Genomic DNA, 24,995 nt, shown 5'->3' on the forward strand with positions numbered 1-24,995 from the left:
TAGTCATTTTTGGTGTAAATATGTGGAATTACGCACAACTCGTATATATGTATGATAAAATCATACAAACCCACCCATTTTAGGGTAGATAGGTCTGACAAATATCAGTGTTTATTTATTTTCAAATATAATCAAATTCTGATATCGAATTCTAATTTCGCAGTATTTTCTTTAAAAATAATTACTTCTTCTTCAACTTCTCCCTAAAAAAAGCAATAGTTCGTGTCCAAGACAAGGTGGCGGCTTTTTCGTCGTAGCGAGGCGTGGTATTATTATGAAAACCGTGATTCACTCCTTCATAGAAATATGCGGTATGTTCTACTTTGTTTTTTTTGAGAATGGCTTCATAAGCAGGCCAACCTTCGTTTACACGAGTGTCTAAACTGGCGTAATTTAATAATAAAGGAGTCGTGATTTTTTCGGCATCTTCAGCGGTTGGTTGTCCTCCATAATAAGGAACGGCAGCTCCTAAAGTTGGGATTTTTACCGCCATCATATTCGAAATCCAACCGCCAAAACAAAATCCTACTACGCCAACAGAACCATTACAATCTTTATGCGATTTCAGGTATTCGTAGGCAGCAATAAAATCTTCTAGCATTTCTTCGCGAGTGCGTTTCTTTTGCAATTCTCTACCATCATCATCATTCCCAGGATAACCGCCCAATGGCGATAAAGCATCGGGAGCCAAAGTGATAAATCCTTCGATAGCGGCTCTTCTGCCTACATCTTCGATATACGGATTTAATCCTCGGTTTTCGTGAACGACAATAATTCCAGGTAGTTTTTTCTTGTTTCCTTTGGGTTGCGATAAGAGCCCTTTGATTTTTCCACCACCTTTTGGGGAATCGTAGGTGATAAATCCTGATGTTAATCGGGAATCATCGGGTTGAATAGTGGTAGTGTCTTGATAATTGGGAGTCATAAAACTCAAAAGCGATGGAAGGGTTAAAGTTCCCACAGCAAAAACCGATAGTTTTTCGATGAATTGTCTTCTTTCAATTTTATTGTGTGCGTAATCATCGTACAAGTCAAATACTTCTTGGCTGATGTCTTCTTTGGTGAGTTTTTTCATAAGAGTTGTTTTTTTAGCAACTAATTTAGGAAATAAATGGATTGAGTATGCAATTCAAATTTTTTAAATACGAATCAAAGTCTAAAACTCTTCCACTACTTTTTTTCCTTCCAGCCAAGCAGCCATATTCAGCACGAGATAATTCCAGTTTTGAAATCCTTTGTTGAGTAATGGTTCTCCAGTTTCGGGTTCGTAATATTCGTGTAAAGCACCATTTTTTTCAAAATCTTTACCAAATAAACGAACAGTTTTAGTTGCCAATTCTTTTGCTTCAGCAGTATAACCATATTTTGTCAAACCTTTAAAAACAATATAATTGGATATTCCCCAAATAGGGCCTCGCCAGTTCGATGGATTAGCACTGGCACGCAAGCTGTACATTTTTTCCATTTTTGAAAGTGTTCGAACGCCAGCTGTCGCATTAAAGGTTTTCGGGTTCGAATAATGTTCTTTTACGATTCGTTCGGCTTGTACGGGAGAGGCAATTCCTGCCCATAAAGCTAAAAATCCAGACCAACTTTCGATCCGTTGAATCAGGCAATCATAATCTCTGGGATAGCCACTATGAATAACAAAAGCTCTTCCTAAAGTACTGTCGGTGTGATTGTCAACAGGAGTTAAGTTCAAATCAACACTGTAGAAAAAACCATCACGCTCATCCCAGCAATTTTTTTGAATGGCGGTTTTCAAAGCTTGGGCATCATTGGCAAATTCTTTACCAATAGCAGACTGATTCAATTGATTTGCCAAATAAACCATAGCTAACAGTTCTTTATACATCAGACAATTCAAATAAATAGAAGCCGAACTCTTGGCAGGTCTAAAAAAAGTAGCGGGATCATTATCTACACCAATAGCTACATCATTTTGCCAATAAAACAAACCTGTAGCTTTGTTGCGGTGATGCGATTTGTAATTGTTTACAAATGCCTGAAGATGGTAGAATTTCTCCCGAATCCATTCGGCATTTCCACCATTGGTTTGCGTGATAAAAGCCGCATGTTGTGCTAAAACAGGTTTGTGCATATTGACATTGTAGATGTTTTCTGGTCGAATATCTCTAGGTTTTGAGTCTTCCCAAATCACGATGGGCAAATACCCATCCCAATCGCCGTAATGCAGAAAATTGAGGACACAACCTTGCTCGTATTGAATGGCTTCTTTTTTGTCTTTTTCAGTACCAATGTCCGATAATATTTGGCGCAAAGCAATGTTACTTAACCACGAATCCCAGTCCCATAACACATTGTCATATTGGTTACTTCCCGGAGTGAGAAAAGGGTAAACCAATGATCCGCCACCTTTGCGATACATTCTTTTGTAATCTTTGTAAATATTTGTTTTTATCGTTTTGATATACTGGGAAATAGAATCCGATTGTTGGCTGTAAATACTTGAAGTGTAAAATACAAGGATGAAAAGTAATACTATTTTGTTTTTCATATTTTTTGGTTTAAAAAAATGGTTAGTATGTAATTTAACCTACAATAATAAGCTATTTTTTAAAAGAAATTAAATGTAGCGGTGTTAAATATTTGGCTGTATTATTTTATTTATTATTTTCGCTTAAACGTTAAAGCAAAATGACTAGGAAAACATCATTAAAGGATATTGCAAACAAAGTAGGAGTTTCTGCTACTCTAGTTTCGTATGTTTTAAATAATAAAGATAAAGAAAACAGAGTGTCGCAAGAAACAGCAGATATAATAAGAAAAGCAGCTCAAGAACTTCATTATTTTCCTAATTTGAATGCTAGAAGTTTAAAGACTAATATTTCACGCACTATAGGACTAATTGTTGCCGATATTTCGAATCCTTTTTTTTCGAGTTTGGCTCGAACCATAGAGGATGAAGCTTATGCCCATAACTACACCGTAATCTTTGGTTCGTCGGATGAAAATCAAGATAAATTTATAAAAGTACTGGGTTTTTTAAGCACCCGTCAGGTAGATGGATTTATTGTAGCCTCTCCCGAGTCATCAAGAGAAACGGTTTTAGGTATCCAACAATCTAATGTTCCTTTAGTTTTGATTGACCGTTATTTTGACGGAATTGATGTCAATACGGTAACAGTTGATAATTTTAAAGCCTCTTTCGAAGCAACTAGTCATTTGTTAAGTAAAGGACATCAAAAAATTGGAGCCATTGTCTATGAATCGGCACTTTTGCATTATCAAGATCGATGTAATGGGTATTTGGAAGCTATGAAACAAACCAATATTGCTGATCCTACTCAATATTTAAAGAAAGTGAACCATCAATCGTTGCAAAGTGAAATTCAAGAAGCCGTACGGGAATTGATTTTTGACGAAAAAGTCAGTGCTATTTATTTTGCTACTAATACTATTGCGACCGAGGGTTTGAAGCAAATTAGGAATTTTGGAAAGAAAATCCAAAGCGAAATTGACGTGGTGGCATTTGATGAGAATTTGATTTATCAGTTTTTGGATGTTCATATTCCTTTTATCAGTCAGCCCATAAAAGAAATGGGGCAAGAGGCAGTAAGAATCCTCATTGAACAAATTGAAAATAAAGATAAGGAATCCCAAAATATTCTCTTGACAGCCACACTTGAAACAAAATAAAAATTTTAAAATAAAACGATATAAATTCAATACAATGACAACGCAAACTAATAAACCTGCTTTCGGTGGAATTATTCCTCCAATGGTCACTCCTTTATTATCAGATAATCTTTCATTGGATGTAAATGGAGTTCAACATTTGGTAGAACATTTAATTTCAGGAGGAGTTCACGGAATATTTATTCTAGGAACTACAGGCGAATCAACCAGTTTAAGTTATACAACCCGTGAACAACTTATTGTAGAAAGCTGTAAAGCAGTGAATGGAAGAATTCCAGTATTTGTAGGGATTACAGATACTTCTATTGAAGAAAGTGTGAAATTGACTTTAATAGCAGAAAAAGCTGGAGCGGCAGCTGTTGTTGCGGCACCGCCTTATTATTATGGTTTGGGTCAAGAGGAATTGTATAAATACTATTGGAGTTTGGCAGACCAAGTTAGTTTGCCGCTTTTCTTGTACAATATGCCTTCGCATACCAAAATCAATATTGATGTGAAAACTGTAGTTCGCCTGTCTGAACATCCAAATGTTATTGGACTAAAAGACAGTTCGGCGAATGCAGTTTATTTTCAAACTTTGTGCTATTTATTGAAAAACAATTTCAGCCTTCTCGTTGGGCCAGAAGAAATCACTGCCGAAACCGTAATGATGGGCGGAAGCGGAGGTGTTAACGGAGGTGCGAATCTTTTTCCAAAATTATATGTTGCCTTATATGAAGCTGCTTTAGCTAAAGATTTTGATCGAATTGCAATTTTACAAGATTTGGTGATGGAAATCAGTACCCGAATTTATACCGTAGGTTCGTATGGTTCTAGTTATCTCAAAGGATTGAAAGGAGCTTTGTCAGGATTAGGAATTGTGAGAGGCAATATTGCTCCGCCGTTTACCGCTTTCGACGAAAAAGAAATGACAAAAGTAATCGCCAATATTAAGGAAATCGAAATTAAAGTTAACCAAGTAGTGTAACTTTTTTGAATAACCATATAAGTCATATAAGCTAAAAACTTATATGACTTATATGTTTTATAATTCAACTTCTTCCGTCATGTTGGCTGTTTTGGGATGTAAAGTTGTCAATTGCAAAATAATAGCAATGACAACTACCACAATTAGCAGTACAAATACACGACCCATTCCTCCATTATCGGCGGCTTTTCCTAAAAATTCAGTGATAACCGCTCCAGCCGAAATCCCAACCAAATTCATAATTCCGTATCCTGTAGCACGATAACGGGCTGATACAAATTGGCAAAGAATAGGCATATTATTAGTGTCAAAAATTCCAAAACCTAAACCAAATAGAATTCCACCAGTTATGATAGCCTCAATACTGATCCCATTTCCTAATAAAAACAAAGCAGGAATCGTAAACGACAAACCGATTACGCTGGTATAAATTCTTCCTTTGAGGTTTCTCATGACCCATTTATCGGAAATATAACCGCCCACTAAAACACCAACAAATGAAGACATAGCAATCGTAACGGTAGCTATGGGGCCAGCAACTGCCATTTCCAAATGCAATGTTTCTGAAAATAGGGTAGGTAACCAGTTTTTGGCAGCCCAACCGGGCAAACTCGGAGCCGAGAAATAAAAGAGCAAAACCCAAAACGAAATATTTCCGAATAAGATTCCCAATCCTTTGAGCATTTGTTTGAATTCTACTTGAATTTTTGTTTTTTGGTCTTTATTCAACGTATAACTTTTCTTTTCTTTAATGAGGAAAATAAGTATAATGCTATAAATTACGCCCAATAATCCAACAGAATGAAAGGTAAAATGCCAAGAAAAATGTTTGGAAATAGTAGCGCCAAATCCACCCAAAGCTTGTCCCAGATAAATTCCTGTAGTATGAATAGCAATGGCAAATGAGCGGGTGCTTCCTTGATGATAATCCACAATCAAAGACAAAGCAGCAGGAATATAAAAAGCTTCACTAAAACCCATAATCCCTCTTAAAATATAAATTTGATTGAAAGTAGTGGCATATCCCATCGCCATCGTAACGCCCGACCAAACAAAAAGACTACCCACAATCATATTTTTTCTATTGAGCCTGTCGGCAATGATTCCAGAAATAGGACTCATTAAAGCATAAATCCAAAGAAAAACTGCCATCAGTAAACCAAAATTTTCGGCTTTGGCAAGTTCTGGAATGTCAATCATCATGGCAGGTTTCATGGTAGAAAGCATCTGACGATCTAGGTAATTTAACAAAGCGACAAACCACAACAAACCCACAACTATCCATGGATAGCATTTTTTTTCATTCAATTTTGCAATCATAATTCGGTTACTAATAGACCCCTAATATACAAATTCAAATGAGAAAAATAAACATTATTAGCAGGGTATTAGCTTTTAAAACAAAAGACACATTAAATGCAAAAACATACCGCAGATTCGCAGATTTTCCACAACATAAATCAGATGAAATTAAAGTATATTTTTAAATTAGTGTAATAAAACAGCTCTTTTCATTTTTAAAATCTGCGAATCTGCGGTGGAATTTTAAAAGTGAATGCCTTGGATTATTAATGAGAAACGGATTTCAGTCCAATAATAGAGCTAATCAGTGTGATGATGAAGAAAATTCGCCAAAATGTAGCTGGTTCTTTGAAAATAAAAATTCCCATCAATACGGTTCCAACCGCTCCAATTCCTGTCCAAACCGCATAAGCCGTTCCGATGGGTAAAGTTTGAGTAGCTTTGACCAACAAAACCATACTAATAGTCAGCGAAACTAGAAATCCAGCATACCACCAATAGGCTTCGTTTCCAGAAGCTTCTTTGGCTTTGCCCAAACAAGAAGCAAATGCTACTTCGAATAATCCAGCGATAATCAAAAGAATCCAATTCATTTTTTTATTTTTAAAACTGATGCAAAGATAAAAGCTTTTTTATTTAGCCACTTTTTCAGCTGCTTTTTTTGCTTTTATCGCATCCGTGTAAGTTTTATACATTTGCTTCCAGCTGCGACCGTTGTTGTTTAGGTATTGCTCCGATTTGGTTTTGTAAATTTCGAAAATGGCCGAAATTTGTTTCATGCTCTTGTAATCGACAGCTTGTTCTCGGGCTTGTTTCATAAATTTCAAAATAGTTTCTTCTTCCAAAGTCGTCATGTCAGGAACAATAGCTTTGTACCCATTCATCGTAAATTGGACTTTTCCAATGGTGTATTTGTCTAAAATCAATTCCACTTGTTCTTCGGATAAATGGTTACGAAGCCCATTCATTAAGTTTTCGTGAACTGTTTTTGGCATTGATGATTGAGCAATAATTTGTTTTTCTAAATCGCTGAGTTGTTGTCCTGTGGTTGGATTGATTCCTGCTGGCACAATGGTTCCGGGATGTTCGTTGTTCCAATCTCGAACCGCTTTCAAGTGGGTAACGATTACCGCTTGAAGTCTTTGTTCTTTGGTAGAATTGTTCAAATTCAAAGTTGCAACCCATTCGGCGGCTTTCTTTTCTTGCTCCAGATTGGAATTGGCTTGTCTTTCTTCTTGGGTCAATTCCTTTTTTGGGCTTTGTTGTGGATTCGTTTGTTCTTGTCCGAAAGTAACATTCGAAAGGAATAAAGCGAGTAATAACGCGGGCAAGAGGGTTTTGTTTTTCATTTTAGTTTGAATTTTTGGTGACGGTTTTTTTTAGGGCAGTACGCTCGTCCTAATAATTGTTTCATTAATTTTTTAGTTTTCCAAATATTTCGTGATAGAAATAGAAAATAAAAAGAAGTATTAATGGAGAACTCATAAATAAAAACAAAATTGTAACAAAAGAGTTTTGTTCAATAAAAGTTCTAGCTTTAAACCACAATATTGTCAAAAAGAGTGTTGCCAAAACGGAAAGTAAAAAAGTTGAAATTAATACTCCGTAATTTTCATCATACTCTAATAATTGAGCGGAATATAATTGGTGCCAAATGAAAACGGTCAACAAAAACAGTGTAGTCACGTATATGATTTTTAGGATTGTTTGTGTATTCATAGGTTTAGTTATTATATTTTTATGTCAGTCTGAGACTGACTAACACATTCGCAAAGTCAGAGACTTTTGCGGAGCGGGGTGCACTCCATCAGTTTCTGGCGAAGCCCTAGATTAACAGAAGTCTTAACTCACCCAAGTGCTTATTGTTTTTACCTTTTTCCACTTTCCATTCTTCTTTTCATAAATCGCGGTTGAGCCACCACCACAAAGAGAACCACAATGGTGACCAAATGAAATAATTGCCAAATCAAGAGATTTATTAAAGATTGGCTGACTTATTGTAGAAAAGTCTTTTTCATTGTATTTAGATTCGAATCGACTCCAAAATGAAATAGAGCGCTCACCAGGTTTTATGAGATTGTCCAAATCTGAACGGAGCAAAACTTTTTTTATAGAAACTTTATCTTGGTCTAATCTGAAAGTAACACGATTAAGGATTTGACTATTAATAAATGTGGAATCTTTTTCGTTTAAATTTTCTTGAATAAATAACTTCAATGACTGTGAAGGATTTGAGTCTAATAACTCTTCAGATATATAGCCTTTATCTTGATCATTAAGTTCTGTTTTGATTACATAATTGATTAAAGAGTAACTTTCTTCTTGAAGTTTATTGTCATTTAGGTTATTACAACTTATGCATATTGCTACCAATAATAAGAAGAATTTTTTCATAGCGATTTGGTTAAGATTTCTGCGAACTTATATGTATTCGAAACGAACTTTTGCTTAGACTCCAAAATTGAGATAGACAGCGAAAGTTTTATTCAGTTTTATTTTTCTCTCAAATATATTAATTTTTTCTTACAAAAATTAAAAAGACTAGTTCGTATTTCAAACTAGCCTTTTGATTTCTATTGGTGAATTTTTCTGGGGTTTGCGTTAGGGATGGCAGCGGCATCCTTTTATGGAGCGATAGCGGAATAAAAGATACAGCGAACAGCCCGACCCTTATGGTAACGCCCAAAAAATCAACTGTTTTTATTCATACAAAGCCTTGTAAGTACTACAAGCTCTATAATCCGAAGATTCTGGATCCATACCAAAAGACGCCCAAGCACTTGGTCTGAAGATTTGGTCTTCGGGCACATTATGCATGTTTACTGGGATTCGGAGCATCGAGGCCAGAGTGATTAAATCGGCACCAATATGTCCGTAAGTGAAGGCGCCGTGATTGGCTCCCCAATTAGACATCACGTTATATACATCCTTGAAAGGTCCTTTGCCCGTGAGGTTCGGCACAAACCAAGTGGTTGGCCAAGTCGGATTGGTTCTTTCGTTGATGGTGTTGTGCACGTCTTCCGGAAGTTCGATGGTTTTTCCTTCGGCGATTTGCAATACGGGACCAATGCCTTTCACGATATTGATTCGGCACATCGTCACGGGCATTTCGCCTTTGGTTTTGAAAGTCGAAGAATAACCGCCACCTCTAAAATATTCCAACATTCCCGGTCCCCAAGTGGTTTTTTCGAGACATTTTTCAACTTCGTTTTCGGTAATGTCCCACCAAGGTTTCATTGCTGGTTTGCCGTCGATGGTTTGTTCTCCAGTTCCGTCCAATGCCGAAGCACCGGAATTGATGAGGTGGATGAAACCGTTAGCAGCGTCGCCTTTTAGTTCGTAACCCGTCACTCTTTTCACCGCTTCGGGACTCCAATAAGTTCTCACGTCGCTAAAAATTTGGGCTGCTCCAGTCAATAAATGTCCGAACAACATCGAAACTCCGTTCAAACTATCGTTTTCGGTAGCCAACATAAACGGTTGACGGATGCCATTCCAGTCGAAAGAAGAAGTAAGGATGGCTTCCATAAAATCGCCGTTTGGAAGGTGGTCTGTCCATTGTCTTTGTCCTTGGAAACCACCAGAAATGGCGTTTCTTCCTAAGGCTTCTTCGCCATAACCTAATGCTTTCAGTTTTGGATTCCCAATCATCAAGTCGCGACCAATCAAGGCCATTTTTACGACAAATTCCCAATCTTTGTCCAATTCTTCTCTTGATTTTTGTCGGTTTTCGGGATTGTAATCTTTGCCTTCTTTGCATTTTTCTTTAGTCCAAGCAAAGGCTTTTTCGTATTCTTGTTTGTCGTAGATTTCGTGTTCGATTCTTCTCGAAAATTCGGTCATGTCGATGTTTTCGCAACGCATTCCCAAAAAGCTTTCGAAGAAATTCGGATCAATGATAGAACCCGCAATTCCCATAGAAACGGCTCCCATAGACAGGTATGATTTGCCTTTCATTGTTGCAACTGCTAAACCGGCTTTTCCGAAAAGCAATAATTTTTTCTGTACATCTTCTGGAATGCTGGTGTCGTCGCTGTCTTGAACATCACGACCGTAAATACCAAAGGCAGGAAGTCCTTTTTGGTTGTGACCCGCCAAGGCTGCCGCCAAATAAACCGCTCCCGGACGTTCGGTTCCGTTGAAACCCCAAATGGCTTTTGGAATCAAGGGATCCATATCGATAGTTTCACTGCCATAACACCAACAAGGCGTCACGGTCAAACTTAATCCAACGCCCTCTCTCGAAAATTTATCGGCAGAAGCGGCTGCTTCGGTAACACCACCAATACAAGAATCCGAAATCACACATTCTACTTTGCTTCCATCAGCGTGACGTAAATTTTTTTCTAGGAAATCGGCGGCAATTCGTGCCATATTCATGGTTGATTCTTCAAGCGATTCCCTTACTCCATCCAATCTTCCGTCAATTACGGGTCTAATTCCTATTTTTGGTAATTGTCCAATTAAATTTTTAAAGTTCATTATGGTTTATTTTAGTGAATAATTTTAGGTTAGTTTTTTTTAAATAGCTTTTAAAAATAATGATTTTTTTAGGATAATGATGTTTGAAAATAAAATAATTGTATTTTCTACACAAAAAATAATTTCTCAAGAATTTGCTTTCAAGAATTTGAATAATTTTTAAGTAATTTTACGCTTCTCTAAAATTTCAAAATGGCATTATTAAACCAAATAAACAAAAAAGCGAAATCTTATTTAAATTCTGGATTTGGTGTAAATACTTACAGTTACGGAGGGCGTTTTGTGAATAAAAACGGAAAAGCAAATGTAGAGAAACAGGGAATGAATTTCCTGCATCGCATCAGTTGGTACCACACGATGATTGAAATGCCTGCTTGGAAATTTATGCTGATTCTTTTATCTTTTTACATTTGTATTAATTTTCTGTTTGCTTGCCTTTATTTCGTTATTGGTATCGAATATCTGAATGGTATTGACCCTTCTGATTCGGAATGGGTAAAGTTTGGAGAAACCTATTTTTTTAGTGCGCAAACCTTTACTACTGTGGGATATGGTCACGTTAGTCCGTCAGGTTTTTTGGCAAGTACGGTTTCGGCTTTGGAAGCTTTGATTGGTTTGTTGAGTTTTGCTATTGCTACAGGTTTATTCTTTGGACGTTTCAGTAAACCCATTGCTTTTATAAAATTTTCTCACAACGCCATTATCGCGCCATACAAAGACACAACAGCATTGATGATTCGACTCACGCCTTTTAAAAACACTAATCTTACTGATGCTGAAGCAAAAATTACGGTAGGAATAAGTGTGGAAGAAGATGGAAAAATGAGCAACAAATTCTATTCATTAGATTTAGAATTGGATAAAATTAATGCCTTGACTTTGAGTTGGACACTTGTGCATCCTATTACAGAAGACAGCCCATTGTATCAATTTACAAAAGAAGATTTCGAAACTATCAATGGCGAAATTTTGGTTTTTATCAAGACTTTTGACGATATGTTTAGCAATACCGTCGCCATCAGAACCTCTTATACTTTTGCCGAAGTGGTTTATGGAGCCAAGTTTCAACCCATGTATTCTAGAAATAATACCAATACCAAAACCATTTTGCATTTGGATAAATTGAATCATTTTGAAAGTGTTAGTTTATAATTTTAGAGGCTAAATATATTTTACTATATTTGTTTATTAATTTTCTGAAAATGATAAACAATATTAAATCGGTTTTTAGTATCAAAGACCTCGAAAACCTTTCGGGTGTGAAAGCACACACCATTCGAATTTGGGAGAAAAGATACAATATTCTAGAACCCATGCGTTCTACGACCAATATCCGAAATTACGATACACACAATTTACAAAAACTGCTCAATATTGTTTTGTTACACAATTATGGGTACAAGATCTCGAGAATTGCCTCACATTCATCCGAGAAGATTGAATTGCTGGTTAGAGAAATAATTTCGGAAAAAAGTTCAAAAAATCACGCCCTTAACGCTTTTAAAATGGCAATGATGAACTTTGATCAAGTGTTGTTTTTTAAGACTTATGCAAATTTGCTTTCCGAGAAATCATTCCGTGAAGTTTTTTATGAAGTCTTTATTCCATTAATGAATGAAATTGGGTTATTGTGGCAATCAGGTACAATTACTCCAGCTCAAGAGCATTTTGTTTCCTATTTAATCAAGCAAAAATTACTAGTCAATACTGAAAAAATTCAAGTTTTAGAACCTACACGAACCGATAAAATCTTCGTTTTGTATCTTCCTGAAAACGAAATTCATGAATTGGGGTTGATGTATCTTAATTATGAAATATTACTCAATGGTTACAAAACCATTTACCTAGGTGAGAGTGTTCCTGTAGAGAGTTTAAAGGATATGAAGCAATATTTTGATAATATCGTTTATGTAGCTTATTTAACGGTACAACCTACAAAAGATGATGTTGATGATTATTTAAACGAAATGGCTACTGAAGTTATGGATGCTAATTCACAACTTTGGTTACTAGGTCGAATGACAGAGTCAATTAACAATAAAAAAATCCCTGAAGAGATTAGGATTTTTAGTTCGATTCCAGATTTGGTAAAAGAATTATAATTTAATGTTAATGATGTATTTTTGTTTAACTTTTTAGTATATTTGCTAAACAAATGAAAAAAACAATCACAATAATAGGTTCAGGGTTTTCAGCTTTAGCAGCATCTTGCTATTTAGCCAAAGAAGGATTTGATGTTACTATCCTCGAAAAAAACAATACTGTAGGTGGTCGAGCAAGGCAATTGGTAAAGGAAGGTTTTACTTTTGATATTGGTCCCACTTGGTATTGGATGCCCGATGTGTTCGAGAAATTTTTTAATGATTTTGACAAAAAACCTTCTGATTATTATCATTTAGACAAGCTAAATCCTGCTTATGAAGTCTATTTTGGTAAAGAAGATTCTGTTGAAATTCCGGATAATTTACTTCATATTTACAAAATTTTCGAGAAAGAAGAATTAGGAAGTTCAAAACATTTGGAAATATTTCTAAAAGATGCCAAACACAATTATGATGTGGCTATCAAGGACTTGGTGTATCGTCCAGGGATTTCGATAACCGAATTGATTACTCCAGTTACTATCAAAAAAGTAAATCAATTTTTTACCAGTATTAGAACTAAAGTTCGAAAGAAAATCAAGAACAACCGCTTGCAACAAATTATGGAATTTCCAGTTTTGTTTCTGGGTGCCAAGCCTTCAAACACGCCTTCGTTCTATAGTTTTATGAATTATGCTGACTTTGGTTTAGGGACTTGGCATCCAAAAGGAGGAATGTATGAAGTGGTTAAAGCAATGGTAACTTTGGCAGTAGAATTAGGAGTAAAGATTGAAACCAATCAAAATGTCGAAAAAATAAATGTAGAAAATGGAGTCGTAAAAAGTGTTGTTTCTAACGGAATAACAATTACATCAGACGCGGTTTTGAGCGGAGCCGATTACCATCATACGGAAACTTTATTAGACGAAAAACACCGAGGATATTCGGAAAAATATTGGGATACCAAAATTTTTGCACCATCGTCATTATTATTTTATGTAGGTTTTGATAAGAAAATAAAAAATGTTTCGCATCATACCTTGTTTTTTGATACCGATTTTGATGTACATGCTAAAGATATTTACGACAATCCAAAATGGCCCGAAAAACCACTTTTTTACGCCAGTTTTCCCAGTATAACAGACAATTCGGTTGCACCAACAGGCAAAGAAGCGGGAATATTTTTGATTCCAATTGCGCCCGGAATCGAAGATACGCCAGCAATCAGAGAGGAATATTTCAAGAACATTATCGGAAGATTTGAAGCGTTGACCAATCAAAAAGTGACAGAAAACATTATCTTTAAAGAAAGTTTCTGTGTAAATGATTTTGTCAATGATTACAACTCCTATAAAGGAAACGCTTACGGATTGGCCAATATTCTAACACAAACGGCTTTCTTAAGACCCAAGATTATTAGCAAAAAAGTAAAAAATCTATTTTTTACAGGACAATTAACCGTTCCAGGGCCAGGAGTTCCACCATCGATAATTTCGGGAAAAATAGTATCCGATTTAATTAAAAAGCAATTTTAATACGCATAAATATGAAGCAATTATTTGATGAAGTGTCCTTTAAATGCAGTGTTTTAGTAACTAAAAGCTACAGCACTTCATTTTCTTTGGCTGTCAAAACACTTTCGCCAAGTATTCGTGATGCCATTTATAGCATTTATGGATTTGTGCGTTTTGCTGATGAAATTGTCGATTCATTTCACGGTTTCGACAAAGAAACATTAATCAATGATTTTGAAAACGATTATTACAAAGCTCAAAAAATGGGTATTAGTTTAAACCCTATTTTGAATTCTTTTCTTCAATCTGTTAACAAATACAATATTTCAGACGATTTAATTCAGTCTTTTTTGAAAAGCATGAAAATGGATTTGGTCAAATCTGAATACAATAGCAAACAAGAATATGAAGAATACATTTATGGTTCAGCCGATGTGGTTGGATTGATGTGTCTAAAAGTTTTTGTGAATGGTAACGAAGCGATGCGATTGGGTTCGGCGTTTCAAAAAGTGAATTTTTTGCGAGATTTGAAAGACGATAATTTGGTTTTGAATCGAAATTACTTTCCAGGGGTCGATTTGAGTTCTTTTGACGAAAGTTCTAAAGCAATGATTATCAAAGAAATTGAAGAAGATTTTAGAGTGGCTTATGAAGGAATAAAAAAATTACCCATTGAAGCTAAATTTGGGGTTTATACTGCTTATGTTTATTATAAAAAATTATTAAAAAAACTAGAAAATACGCCTTGTCATAAAATTGGAGCCGAGAGAATTCGAGTTTCTAATTATTCAAAAGGGATTTTGTTTGCCAATTCTTTCGTATCTTACAAATTAAAATTGGTCTAGTTTTTAGCTTAAAATTTCAACTATAAAATAGTAAAAAATGACATCTTTTCTGATTGTTTTAGGTACATATTTGATAATGGAATGCATTACTTGGTGTACGCACAAATTTGTGATGCACGGTTTTTTGTGGTATTTACACGAAGATCACCATCAGCCGAAATATGCTAATATCTTTGAACGTAATGATTTGTTTTTTGTGATTTTTGCCATTCCGAGTATTCTGCTTTTTTATTTTGGAGCCGAGGCTGGTTTTGATTACAAATTTTTTATTGGCTTGGGTATTTTTGCCTACGGTTTGAGTTATTTTATCGTGCATGATATCTTTATCCATCAACGATTTAAGTTGTTCAAGAATACCAAAAACAAATATTTACTCGCCTTGAGAAAAGGACACAAAGTTCACCACAAACACCTTGGCAAAGAAGACGGAGAATGTTTCGGGATGTTGTTTGTTCCTTTCAAATACTTTAAAAAATAATGTTCCAACATCTTTGTCAAAGTTCAAAACTTTGACAAAGATTAATTCAAAAATATGTCATTATACTTTTTCCTAAATATCGCTTCCTTTATTATTCCGTTTCTGTATAGTTTCGAGAATCGAATGAAGTATATAAAAAGATGGAAAGCTGTTTTTTCTGCCATCATTATTACGGCAATTTTCTTTATTATTTGGGATATTATTTTTACTAAAATAGGAGTGTGGAGTTTCAATCCTCGCTATCATTCGGGTGTAGAATTCTTTGATTTGCCTATTGAGGAATGGTTGTTTTTTATCTGTATTCCTTATGCCAGCCTGTTCATTCACTTTGCCTTTCATTATTTTTGTCCCAATATTGCATTGACTGATAAAGCGGTTAAAATCATCTATTGGATTTTGATGTTAGTACTTTTGCCAGTACTTTTTGTAAACTATGATAAATGGTACACGGCTATAAATTACAGTGTTTTTGTTCTCTTATTGACTTATACTGTTTTTAAAGTGCCTTATATTTTGAATACGTTTTTCATCACTTTTCTTATCATATTAATTCCATTTGCGATAGTCAACGGAATCCTAACAGGTAGTTTTATTGATGAGCCAGTCGTAATGTATAATAATTCCGAAAATTTAGGAATTCGATTAGGGACAATCCCAATTGAAGATGTAGGATATGCCTTTTCGATGTTGTTGATGAGTTTGGTTTTGATTAAAAAAATAGAAAAATAATTAATTAGCCACGGATTAAACGGATTTACACTGATTTTTATTTTTTTAATCTGTTAAAATCTGTGGCGAAAAAAACTAAAATGAAAGTATATAAAAAAGAAACCGTTCAGCACATCAACGCAACAATCGAAGAATGTTGGGCTTTTTTCTCTAGTCCAAGAAATTTACAAAAAATCACACCAGAAACTATGGGTTTCATCATAACTGATTTTGATGAAAAATCCATGTATGCTGGGCAAATTATTCAATACAAAGTATCGCCTCTTGCGGGTATAAAATTGCGATGGACAACTGAAATTACTGTCGTAAAAGACAGAGAATATTTTATCGACGAACAACGTTTTGGACCATACACTTTATGGCATCACAAACACTTTTTTGAACCAACTGAAAACGGTGTAAAAATGACCGATGTGGTGCATTATGCTTTGCCGTTGGGATTTATTGGTCAAATAATGAATACTTTGGTAGTCAAAAATAAGCTCAAAGAAATTTTTGAGTACCGAGTGCAAGCCGTAAACAAAATCTTCAATTCTAAATAATGATAAAGCAAGCAGTGACTCTTTTTTGGTTTCGTAGGGATTTACGATTGGAAGATAATGTGGGATTGTTTCATGCTCTGAAGTCGCAATATCCAGTAATTCCGTTGTTTATTTTTGATGAAGCTATTTTGAATAGTTTGCCAAAGAATGATGCTAGAGTGGGTTTTATTCACGAATCGCTTTCAAAAATTAATGAAAAACTACAAGAAATAGGAAGTTCGCTTTTAGTCAAAAAAGGAAAAACTCCAGCCGTTTGGCAACAGCTCATTCAAGAATTTGAAGTAAAAGAAGTTTTCTTCAATAAGGATTACGAACCTTTTGCTATTCAAAGAGACTTGGCTATAAGCGAATTATTAAAAGCGAATAATGTAAGTTCGTTTTCATTCAAGGATCAAGTTATTTTTGAAGAAAAAGAAATCACCAAATCCGATGGATTGCCCTATACGGTTTATACGCCTTATAAAAACAAATGGTTAGAAAACTATAAATTGATTGCACCTGTTCCTGAATATGACGCAACTAATTATTTTTCTAATTTCTATAAAAGCGATTTTGTTTTTCCAACTTTAGAACAAATTGGGTTTGAAGAAAATACCATAAAAGTAATTCCTCATAACCTGAAAAACGTGGCTACTTATCACGAAACCCGTGATTTTCCAGCCTTGAATACCACTACTTATCTTTCGCCACATTTGCGTTTTGGAACGGTGAGTATTCGAAAATTAGTCAATTGGGCAGTTCGAAAAAATGATGTATTCTTGAGTGAATTGATTTGGAGAGAGTTTTTTATGCAAATTCTATTTAGTTTCCCAAAAGTGGTTACGAATAATTTTAAATCTGCTTATGACGGAATCCAATGGCGGAATGATGAAGCAGATTTCAAGCGCTGGTGTTCGGGAACCACTGGTTATCCAATGGTTGATGCGGGAATGCGAGAACTGAACGCAACAGGTTATATGCACAATCGGGTTCGAATGGTGGTAGCGAGTTTTCTTTGCAAACATTTACTACTTCCTTGGCAATGGGGCGAAGCTTATTTTGCACAGAAATTATTGGATTACGAATTGGCAGCCAACGTAGGAAACTGGCAATGGGCTGCAGGAACAGGTTGCGATGCTGCGCCTTATTTCCGAGTTTTCAATCCCGAAATTCAACTCAAGAAATTTGACGAAAAAGGAATTTACATTCGAAAATGGATTCCTGAATTCGATTTAGGATATGGTCAACCAATGGTAGATCATGCACTAGCTAGAGATCGGGCAATTGCTACTTATAAAGCGGGAATTTTGAAGTGATTTTTTTAAACCATTAAGAAAGTTAAGTTTTTATTCTTTAATGAACTTTAACTTTCTTAACGGTTTTGCGGTTTTATAATTTGAAAACTTATATGACTTATATGTTTCAAAATTTTTATTGAATTAATTTATTCAACATTCCTTGAAAAATAAATCCATGAAAGGGCAAAACCGCATACCAATAGAGTTTTCCCCAAATACCTTTTGGTCTAAAAGTAGCCGATTGATACAACGTATTATTGATGATTTTGAATTCCAGCCAAGCCTCGCCTGGTAATTTCATTTCGGCAAATAGGATTAATTTTCCTTCTTCTTTATTGGCATACAAAACACGCCAAAAATCCAATGCGTCTCCCGAGTGAATTTCATGTTTGTTGGTTCTTCCTCTGCGAGAGCCAACTCCGCCATACAATTTGTCGATGAAACCTCTCAAACTCCAAAGCCAATCACCATAATACCAGCCTGTTTCGCCACCAATCGACCAAATCCGTTCGATGGTAAATGCTCTATTTATAATTTCTTTTTTTCGTCGGTCGATGAAACAATCTTTTTTTGGAACTTTCAAATATTCAGAAATATTACTGTTAAATCTACCACTAACTAATGAATCTTTCCAACTCGATGCTACTTTGTCTTCATCTACTTTGATCAAGGCTCTTGCTAATGCTTGTTCATAAGTCATAGGTTGTACGCCCAATAAATTATTGATTTTGTTGTTCCTGCAAATCACCTCCACTTTCATGCTGCTGACCAATGCTGAAGCCAGTTTATAAGAAGTTGAAGTCACAAAATACAACCAATAAGAAGATAATTTAGGAGTCATTACTGGAACGGTAAAAATCCATCTTTTTAATTTTTTTGCTTTGGCAAAACCCAATAACATTTCTTTGTAAGTAAGAATATCAGGACCGCCAATGTCAAAATTCTTACCATAAGTAACAGGATTTAAAAGTGATTTTGACAAGAATTCCAAAACATCGTTGATGGCAATGGGCTGGCATTTAGTATTCAACCATTTTGGGGTAATCATAATCGGGAGTTTGTTGACCAAATCCCGGATTATTTCGAATGAAGCGCTGCCAGAACCCACAATAATTCCAGCCCGAAGTGTTGTTACAGCAAAGTTTCCTGTATCCAAAACATCTTCTACTTTTTTTCTGGATGATAAATGTTTGGAAAGAGAGGTGTCATTTACGATTCCGCTCAAATAAATGACTTGTTTTACTTGTGTTTGATTCAACCGGTGGACAAAATTTTCAGCCGAAATCTTTTCAAATTCATCATAATTTGTAGCAGAACTTGACATGGAATGAATTAAATAAAACGCAGCGTCAATAGTGTCAGGAATGGCAGACAATGTTTCGTTTTTTAAAAAATCGACTTCAATAACGCTGATGTTATTTAAAAATTTTTTGGGAGTATAAAACCTGTTTTTATCTCTTACGCAACAGATAATTTCGTGACCTTGTGCTACCAAAATAGGTAAAAGTCGCTTGCCGATATAGCCTGTTGCGCCTGTTAAGAGAATTTTCATCTGTTTTATTTTGAATCATTTATTTAACTCAATTTATTCGAAACCAAACTAATAAATTCTTTTCTGGTTTTGTTTTTTTCGAAAGCTCCGTTAAAGGACGAAGTTGTCGTAACCGAGTTTTGTTTTTGAATGCCTCGCATGCACATACACATGTGTTGGGCTTCAATAACCACGGCAACTCCCAGGGGTTCTAGCGCATCTTGAATGCAATTTTTTATCTCGTCTGTTAGTCTTTCTTGTACTTGCATTCTTCTGGCAAAAGCATCCACAATTCTAGGGATTTTGCTTAATCCAACAATCTTTCCATTTGGAATATAAGCTACATGCGCTTTTCCAAAAAAAGGCAACATGTGGTGTTCGCACATCGAATATACTTCAATGTCTTTTACTACAATCATTTGCTTATGGTCTTCAGTAAAAAGTGCCGATTTTAAAATTTCTAAAGGATCTAGCCCATAACCGTGAGTTAAATATTGCATCGCTTTCGCAGCTCTTTCGGGTGTTTTTTGCAAACCTTCTCGATTTACATTTTCGCCTAAATTGGCTATTATCGATTTGTAATTTTCGGCTAATATTGTGGTTGTTTCCTCGTCGTATTGTTCAATTCTGTTGTAGCTGCGTATTTCTTTTATCATTTTTTTGCTGTTGTTGTTTATAATTTGAATGTTACAATTCCATAATCCATTTCAAAAACCTGCCCAGAGATAGATTTGGCTTCATCCGAAATCAGGTAATTCGCCATACTTGCTACTTCTTCGGGTTTCAAATAATTCTTCATCGGGTGGCGTTCCATCATATTTTCTTTCATCCGATCGTTTCGGAGAATTCCTGCTGCCAATGTAGTTTCAGTAATGGTAGGAGCAATGGCATTTACCCGAACCACCGAAGCCAATTCTGCCCCAAGCGATTTGACCAAACCTTCAACTCCTGCTTTTGCTGTAGCGATGCTGGCGTGAAAAGGCATTCCTAATTTTGCCGCTACCGTACTAAATAAAACAATGGATGGATTGGTTCCTTTTTTCAAAACGGGCAAATATTTTTGAATGCTTTTTACAGCTCCAATCACGTTAATTTCGAAATCATTTCTAAAATCATCGATGCTTAAACTGCCAATGGGTTTTAAGTTTATCGAACCTGGACAATAAATCAAAACATCAATATTTTCGATATCTGGAAGCGTATCTTTTAAAACATCTAATTCATAATGTTTCAAATTGTGATGTGAAATTTCGGGGGTATTTCTGCTAATATTATAGACTTGATTTTTTTCTAACTGTTGCAACAAAATGGCGTTTCCAATGCCTTTGCTGCCGCCAATGATTAGGATATTTTTCATTTGTTATTGATATTTTTTAAATTCATTGACTACAATTTTCGCTTTCAAATCGAACATCAAATTGTATAATCCAAAGAAAGTTCGGTTCATGTATATAAAATGTTTCGACCCTCGATTGCCGTTCATTTTTCGAAGATTGGTGTCCTTTGAAAATCGTTCGCCCAATTGTGCAATATTTTGAAAAAATTCTTCGTCTGAAAAATTGAAAGTTTCGGATTGAAACGGTTGGGTAAACAACGATAACAAATCGTAAAACATCGTAGTGAAATACTCAATTTCTTCTTGAGAATCATCGGTGCGAAGAATTTCTAATTCAAATAATTTGTCGCTAAACAATTGGGTATTATCTATTACTTCTTTGTTGATTAACTCAAAATAAGGAACGTAAAAATCGTTAGGAATTTGTTTCATACAACCAAAATCAAGTGCTACCAATTGATTTTCGGCATTTACCAAGAAATTTCCAGGATGTGGATCGGCGTGCACTTTTCTTAAAATATGAATTTGGTACATATAAAAATCCCAAAGTGCCTGACCAATTTTATCAGCGATTTCTTGATTATTGTTCTTGAATTCGGATAAATGTACGCCCGTCATCCAATCCATCGTGATGATTTTATCGGAAGAATATTCAGGATAATAGTGTGGGAAAACCAGATTTTCTATTTTTTGGCAAGCATCCACTACTTCTTGACTTTGTTCAAGTTCCAACAAATAGTTGGTTTCCTCAATCAATTTGTCTTCCACTTCTTTGAAATATTTATCAGAATCCTTGCCTTGCAGATTGAACATTCGAATCGCAATAGGTTTTACCAAAGCCAAATCAGACGAAATACTATTGGCAACGCCCGGATATTGAATTTTTACCGCTAGTTTTTTACCATTTTTTACCGCCAAATGCACCTGACCAATACTGGCAGCATTCACGGAATTGGCATTGAATTCGTCGAAGATTTCATAAGGTGTTTTGCCAAAATTGGATTTAAAAGTTTTTAAAACCAATGGAGCAGAAAGTGGCGGAACCGAGAATTGCGACAACGAAAATTTCTCTACATAAGCCTGTGGCAAAAAACTCTTGTCCATGCTCAACATTTGGGCAACTTTCAGTGCACTTCCTTTCAGGCTTTTAAGTCCGTCATAAATGTCTTCGGCATTGTCTTCGTTGAGTTTGTCACGAGTCAAATCGCTATTGACCATTTTCTCGCCGTAATATTTCAGATAATTTACGCCTACTTTAGCTCCGGTTTGCACCAGTTTTGTAGCTCTTTCAATTTTGGAAGTGGGGATATAGTCTATAGTCTTCATTAATTTTTTTGTGTTTTTTCTTTGAAAAGGAATTTTCCAAAATCGATTAGGCTGTCCAATGGTGCGGTATTCATTAATTCGAATGATAGTTTCACGGATTTTTCGATGTAAATGTCGGTTTTTTCAAAAGCGGGAGATTCATCATCCATCCAAAATTTCAAAGTCAATAATAATTGAATCCAAGCCGATTCTTGAATGGCTTTTTCTTGAAAATTTTGAAGTTTTTCGAATTGTATTCGCTCTTCATCCGTAATAATTCCCGAAACATAATTTTTGAATTCGTTTCGAAGACTCGAAAGTTGCATTAGATTTTTGAGTTGGTTTTGATGCTCTTTCAAACTCATCACCACATAACTTTTATTGGCTGACAGCATTTCGAAAAAAGTAAAATAAAAACTCAACATTTTACTCTTCATATCATAGGTCGAATAATTACCATCTTTTTGAATTAATTCGACTGTTTTTTCTAAAAATATCTTGAAAATTTCTTTTTCAACACTTTCTAATGTGCCAAAAAAGGAGTAGAATTCTTTTTCATCAAAGCCATTTTCTTTTGCAAAATGATACACTGATTTTGGCTTGGCATTATTTTCCAATTTGTAGTTCATGTACATCGAAACTATCTTGTCTTTGGTAACTGCTGTTTTTTTGGTAGCCATTTTTTAGTTTTTTTAATTGGGTATAAAGATAAGTAATGTTTAACTATATTTTGTAAAAGTTAAACAAAAATATATGTTAATGTTTTACATTTGTCAAAAAAACTTATATTTGGAAGATGAAAAAGAATGTATTGATAAGCGGAGGATCAGGATTTATAGGGAAGTATTTGACTCATTTATTGGTCGAAAAAGGATTTTCTGTTGCTGTTTTGAGTAGGAGCAAAAGAGAAAACACCGAAAATATTAGTTATTATCAATGGGATGTTAATAAACAGTATATTGATGAAAATTCGGTTATCAATGCTGATTATATAGTGCATTTAGCTGGCGAAGGAATTGCCGATAAACCGTGGACAAACAAACGCAAGAAAGTAATTGTTGAAAGCAGGGAAAAATCCATTGAGTTGATTTATGAAGCCTTAAAGAAGAATGATAAAAAACCAGAAGCTTTCATTTCAGCCTCTGGAATCGGGATTTATGGTGCTGTAAATGGTCCTTTGATTTGTAATGAAAACACTCCGTCTGCAAAAGATTTTTTGGGAACAACTTGTCAAAAATGGGAAGCTGCTGCAGATAAAATTGCTAGTTTGGACATCCGTACCGTTAAAATCCGCACCGGATTAGTTCTTGGAAAAGACGAAGGTTTTTTGAAGAAATTAGTTCCAATTTTTAAATTAAAATTGGGTTCGGCTTTGGGTTCGGGCAAGCAATATATGCCTTGGATTCATATTGATGATTTGTGTAGCATTTATTTCGAAGCTATTACTAATTCTAAATTGGTTGGTCCTTTTAATGCTGCTGTTTTTGATAATACAACTAATACTAGTTTTTCTAAAACTTTGGCTAAAACGTATGGTTATACACTTTGGTTGCCTAATGTTCCTGCGTTTTTATTGAAATTAGTATTGGGTGAAATGTCAAAAATTATTCTCACGGGACGAAGAGTTTCATCGGCTCAGATAGAAAAATTAGGTTTTGAATTTCGATTCAAAAACTTGAAAGATGCCCTTAAGGATTGTTTGCTAGAATAGCGTTGTGGAATAAAAAAAAGGTTTTGATATTCACAGTTTCGGCCACTTTCATGCTCAACATTTTTGGGATTTTAATATCAAAATCTTTGGTTTGTACTTTGAAATCAGTTCTCATTTCTAATCCGTTTTTAGTTTTTTTTAAAATAACGATGCTGTTGATTTTTTTCGATTTTCCGTGAAGTTTTAATGTTCCTTTTAGGTTAAATTCTTTTGGTACATCACCAATAATATTGATGTTGAATCCTTCGATGGTTCCTTTGAAAATAGCTTGAGGATATTTGTCACTTTCCATATAATTTTCATTGAAATGCGTTTGCATTAAAGGAATTTTAAATTGGAAATCTTTGATGAGAGCTGTACTTGAAATTTCTCCAGTTTCAAGGTTTAAAATACAACTTGCATTCTTGTTTTCTGCTTTAACTTCTTCAAATAAAGGTACAGAAGCCTCAAAATTAATGATTCCGTTAGTGGCAGTTATTTTTTCTTGAGCCAAAGATATATTGGCAAAAAAGAGTAGTGATAGTAGTATAATTGTTTTCATAACCTTAAGGAATTAGGTTCTCCTAAAGTTACAAAATTCAGTCCATATTATTGTGTTAAATAATTGAAAATGATACTCATAAATTACATTTTTGGATCAAACCTCGTAGAGCTGTACTGTTTGTAGAAAATGTAATTTGTTCCAAAAATTAAGCTCCATCGGAGCGACCTGTATTTGTAGATTTCAGGTCGCTCTGATGGAGCTTATATACAAGATGATATTATTTTTTCTACAAGCAGTAAGCTTCTATGAGGCTTTTGCTTTTCGTAAATTGAAAAAGCTGTAAATTATAGATCGTCTATCAAAAATCAATATCAGTTATTTGATTTTAAATGGCGATTCTTCTTTTTTAACTTCGATGATAAAATATTTGGAATCGCCCCACCAAGGCAATGTTTTGTAGCGTTCAATATAAGTCAGTTTTACATAGTGACCTTCCATTTCTTTCAAATCCGAGATTACTTTTGCGTCACTATCTAAAACTGAAAAACTAAAAATTTGAGCTCCAGAAATTCCTTGGCTTAACTCTCCTTCATACGTTTTGAAGATCATTCCTTTGTTACTAAATTTTATCAATTCGCCTGATCGAACGCCTTCGCTGTAAGTTGCATTATATATAAATGTAAAATAACAAACAATCGATAGTGTAATTATCGCTAAAGAAATTCCTAAAATTTTTTTCATTTTCGTGTTT

25 protein-coding genes are annotated in these 24,995 nt (G+C 34.9%); 11 read left to right on the top strand and 14 right to left on the bottom strand.

Translation table 11 applies throughout. The annotated features are described in order from the left end of the window. Positions 1-181: 181 nt before the first annotated feature. Together OZP15_RS05725 and OZP15_RS05730 are read right to left on the bottom strand one after the other, a co-directional pair. On the bottom strand, positions 182-1,075 hold the full coding sequence (locus OZP15_RS05725; RefSeq protein ID WP_269227509.1) for a dienelactone hydrolase family protein: 894 nt from the start codon (positions 1,073-1,075) through the stop codon (positions 182-184). Positions 1,076-1,156: 81 nt separating this feature from the next. Then, positions 1,157-2,518 (bottom strand): MGH1-like glycoside hydrolase domain-containing protein, encoded by a 1,362-nt coding sequence (locus tag OZP15_RS05730; RefSeq protein ID WP_281337246.1) that lies wholly within the window; start codon positions 2,516-2,518, stop codon positions 1,157-1,159. 140 nt (positions 2,519-2,658) lie between these two features. Between OZP15_RS05730 and OZP15_RS05735 the strand changes: the two genes are divergently transcribed. Then, positions 2,659-3,660 carry a LacI family DNA-binding transcriptional regulator gene (locus OZP15_RS05735; protein ID WP_281337247.1) on the top strand — a complete coding sequence of 334 codons (1,002 nt, stop codon included), beginning with the start codon at positions 2,659-2,661 and terminating at the stop codon, positions 3,658-3,660. Between the two features lie 34 nt (positions 3,661-3,694). Then, entirely contained in the window at positions 3,695-4,627 is a 933-nt protein-coding gene (locus tag OZP15_RS05740) for a dihydrodipicolinate synthase family protein (RefSeq protein WP_281337248.1), read from the top strand. A gap of 57 nt (positions 4,628-4,684) precedes the next feature. Here the strand turns inward: OZP15_RS05740 and OZP15_RS05745 are convergent, their stop codons facing one another. From OZP15_RS05745 to OZP15_RS05765, 5 genes are all read right to left on the bottom strand, one after another. Beyond that, positions 4,685-5,947 carry an MFS transporter gene (locus OZP15_RS05745; RefSeq protein WP_281337249.1) on the bottom strand — a complete coding sequence of 421 codons (1,263 nt, stop codon included), beginning with the start codon at positions 5,945-5,947 and terminating at the stop codon, positions 4,685-4,687. 248 nt (positions 5,948-6,195) lie between these two features. Then, the gene (locus OZP15_RS05750; RefSeq protein ID WP_269227519.1) at positions 6,196-6,522 is read right to left on the bottom strand and encodes a DMT family transporter; all 327 of its coding nucleotides are present in this window, start codon (positions 6,520-6,522) and stop codon (positions 6,196-6,198) included. Between the two features lie 39 nt (positions 6,523-6,561). Next, positions 6,562-7,278, bottom strand: coding sequence for a DUF3826 domain-containing protein (locus OZP15_RS05755; protein ID WP_281337250.1), 717 nt, complete (start codon positions 7,276-7,278; stop codon positions 6,562-6,564). Between the two features lie 493 nt (positions 7,279-7,771). After that, a complete protein-coding gene (locus OZP15_RS05760; protein ID WP_281337251.1) occupies positions 7,772-8,323 on the bottom strand; it encodes a hypothetical protein in 552 nt (183 codons plus the stop codon). 306 nt (positions 8,324-8,629) lie between these two features. Beyond that, positions 8,630-10,411 carry an L-fucose isomerase gene (locus tag OZP15_RS05765; protein WP_281337252.1) on the bottom strand — a complete coding sequence of 594 codons (1,782 nt, stop codon included), beginning with the start codon at positions 10,409-10,411 and terminating at the stop codon, positions 8,630-8,632. Between the two features lie 192 nt (positions 10,412-10,603). Here OZP15_RS05765 and OZP15_RS05770 point away from each other — a divergent pair, with 192 nt between their 5' ends. The 8 genes from OZP15_RS05770 (at position 10,604) to OZP15_RS05805 (ending at position 17,895) form a co-directional block, all read left to right on the top strand. Beyond that, positions 10,604-11,563 (top strand): ion channel, encoded by a 960-nt coding sequence (locus OZP15_RS05770; protein ID WP_269227525.1) that lies wholly within the window; start codon positions 10,604-10,606, stop codon positions 11,561-11,563. A 50-nt stretch (positions 11,564-11,613) separates the two neighbouring features. Further along, the gene (locus tag OZP15_RS05775) at positions 11,614-12,513 is read left to right on the top strand and encodes a MerR family transcriptional regulator (protein ID WP_269227526.1); all 900 of its coding nucleotides are present in this window, start codon (positions 11,614-11,616) and stop codon (positions 12,511-12,513) included. 53 nt (positions 12,514-12,566) lie between these two features. After that, positions 12,567-14,027: a phytoene desaturase family protein gene (locus tag OZP15_RS05780; RefSeq protein WP_281337253.1), complete on the top strand. Its 1,461-nt coding sequence runs from the start codon at positions 12,567-12,569 to the stop codon at positions 14,025-14,027. An 11-nt stretch (positions 14,028-14,038) separates the two neighbouring features. Beyond that, positions 14,039-14,851: a phytoene/squalene synthase family protein gene (locus OZP15_RS05785; RefSeq protein WP_269227527.1), complete on the top strand. Its 813-nt coding sequence runs from the start codon at positions 14,039-14,041 to the stop codon at positions 14,849-14,851. Positions 14,852-14,888: 37 nt separating this feature from the next. Then, complete coding sequence (locus OZP15_RS05790) at positions 14,889-15,329, top strand: sterol desaturase family protein (RefSeq protein WP_269227528.1); 441 nt, start codon at positions 14,889-14,891, stop codon at positions 15,327-15,329. A 54-nt stretch (positions 15,330-15,383) separates the two neighbouring features. Further along, entirely contained in the window at positions 15,384-16,058 is a 675-nt protein-coding gene (locus tag OZP15_RS05795; RefSeq protein WP_269227529.1) for a lycopene cyclase domain-containing protein, read from the top strand. A gap of 80 nt (positions 16,059-16,138) precedes the next feature. Beyond that, the gene (locus tag OZP15_RS05800; protein WP_269227530.1) at positions 16,139-16,600 is read left to right on the top strand and encodes an SRPBCC family protein; all 462 of its coding nucleotides are present in this window, start codon (positions 16,139-16,141) and stop codon (positions 16,598-16,600) included. Next, positions 16,600-17,895, top strand: coding sequence for a cryptochrome/photolyase family protein (locus OZP15_RS05805; RefSeq protein WP_269227531.1), 1,296 nt, complete (start codon positions 16,600-16,602; stop codon positions 17,893-17,895). The genes OZP15_RS05800 and OZP15_RS05805 overlap by 1 nt, the downstream gene beginning before the upstream one ends. Positions 17,896-18,010: 115 nt before the next feature. Here the strand turns inward: OZP15_RS05805 and OZP15_RS05810 are convergent, their stop codons facing one another. From OZP15_RS05810 to OZP15_RS05830, 5 genes are read right to left on the bottom strand one after another with little or no spacing between them, the layout of a single operon-like run. Continuing rightward, on the bottom strand, positions 18,011-19,429 hold the full coding sequence (locus OZP15_RS05810) for an SDR family oxidoreductase (RefSeq protein ID WP_281337254.1): 1,419 nt from the start codon (positions 19,427-19,429) through the stop codon (positions 18,011-18,013). Between the two features lie 23 nt (positions 19,430-19,452). Next, positions 19,453-20,064 (bottom strand): GTP cyclohydrolase I FolE, encoded by a 612-nt coding sequence (gene folE, locus OZP15_RS05815; RefSeq protein WP_269227535.1) that lies wholly within the window; start codon positions 20,062-20,064, stop codon positions 19,453-19,455. A gap of 17 nt (positions 20,065-20,081) precedes the next feature. Next, positions 20,082-20,765, bottom strand: a complete 684-nt coding sequence (locus OZP15_RS05820; protein WP_281337255.1) for an SDR family NAD(P)-dependent oxidoreductase — start codon at positions 20,763-20,765, stop codon at positions 20,082-20,084. Positions 20,766-20,768: 3 nt separating this feature from the next. After that, on the bottom strand, positions 20,769-22,070 hold the full coding sequence (locus OZP15_RS05825; protein ID WP_269227536.1) for an ABC1 kinase family protein: 1,302 nt from the start codon (positions 22,068-22,070) through the stop codon (positions 20,769-20,771). Continuing rightward, the gene (locus OZP15_RS05830; RefSeq protein ID WP_269227537.1) at positions 22,070-22,729 is read right to left on the bottom strand and encodes a TetR family transcriptional regulator C-terminal domain-containing protein; all 660 of its coding nucleotides are present in this window, start codon (positions 22,727-22,729) and stop codon (positions 22,070-22,072) included. Before OZP15_RS05830 ends, OZP15_RS05825 begins: the two co-directional genes overlap by 1 nt. Positions 22,730-22,845: 116 nt before the next feature. Here OZP15_RS05830 and OZP15_RS05835 point away from each other — a divergent pair, with 116 nt between their 5' ends. Continuing rightward, positions 22,846-23,760: a TIGR01777 family oxidoreductase gene (locus tag OZP15_RS05835; protein ID WP_269227538.1), complete on the top strand. Its 915-nt coding sequence runs from the start codon at positions 22,846-22,848 to the stop codon at positions 23,758-23,760. On the opposite strand, the gene OZP15_RS05840 is transcribed toward OZP15_RS05835, so the two are convergent. Together OZP15_RS05840 and OZP15_RS05845 are read right to left on the bottom strand one after the other, a co-directional pair. Continuing rightward, the gene (locus OZP15_RS05840) at positions 23,738-24,301 is read right to left on the bottom strand and encodes a YceI family protein (protein ID WP_281337256.1); all 564 of its coding nucleotides are present in this window, start codon (positions 24,299-24,301) and stop codon (positions 23,738-23,740) included. The genes OZP15_RS05835 and OZP15_RS05840 overlap by 23 nt on opposite strands. 318 nt (positions 24,302-24,619) lie before the next feature. Next, entirely contained in the window at positions 24,620-24,985 is a 366-nt protein-coding gene (locus OZP15_RS05845) for a DUF8785 domain-containing protein (RefSeq protein WP_269227540.1), read from the bottom strand. Positions 24,986-24,995 lie beyond the last annotated feature (10 nt).

Origin of the sequence: Flavobacterium eburneipallidum (genome assembly GCF_027111355.2) — a bacterium.
In the GTDB taxonomy this organism is placed as follows: domain Bacteria; phylum Bacteroidota; class Bacteroidia; order Flavobacteriales; family Flavobacteriaceae; genus Flavobacterium; species Flavobacterium eburneipallidum.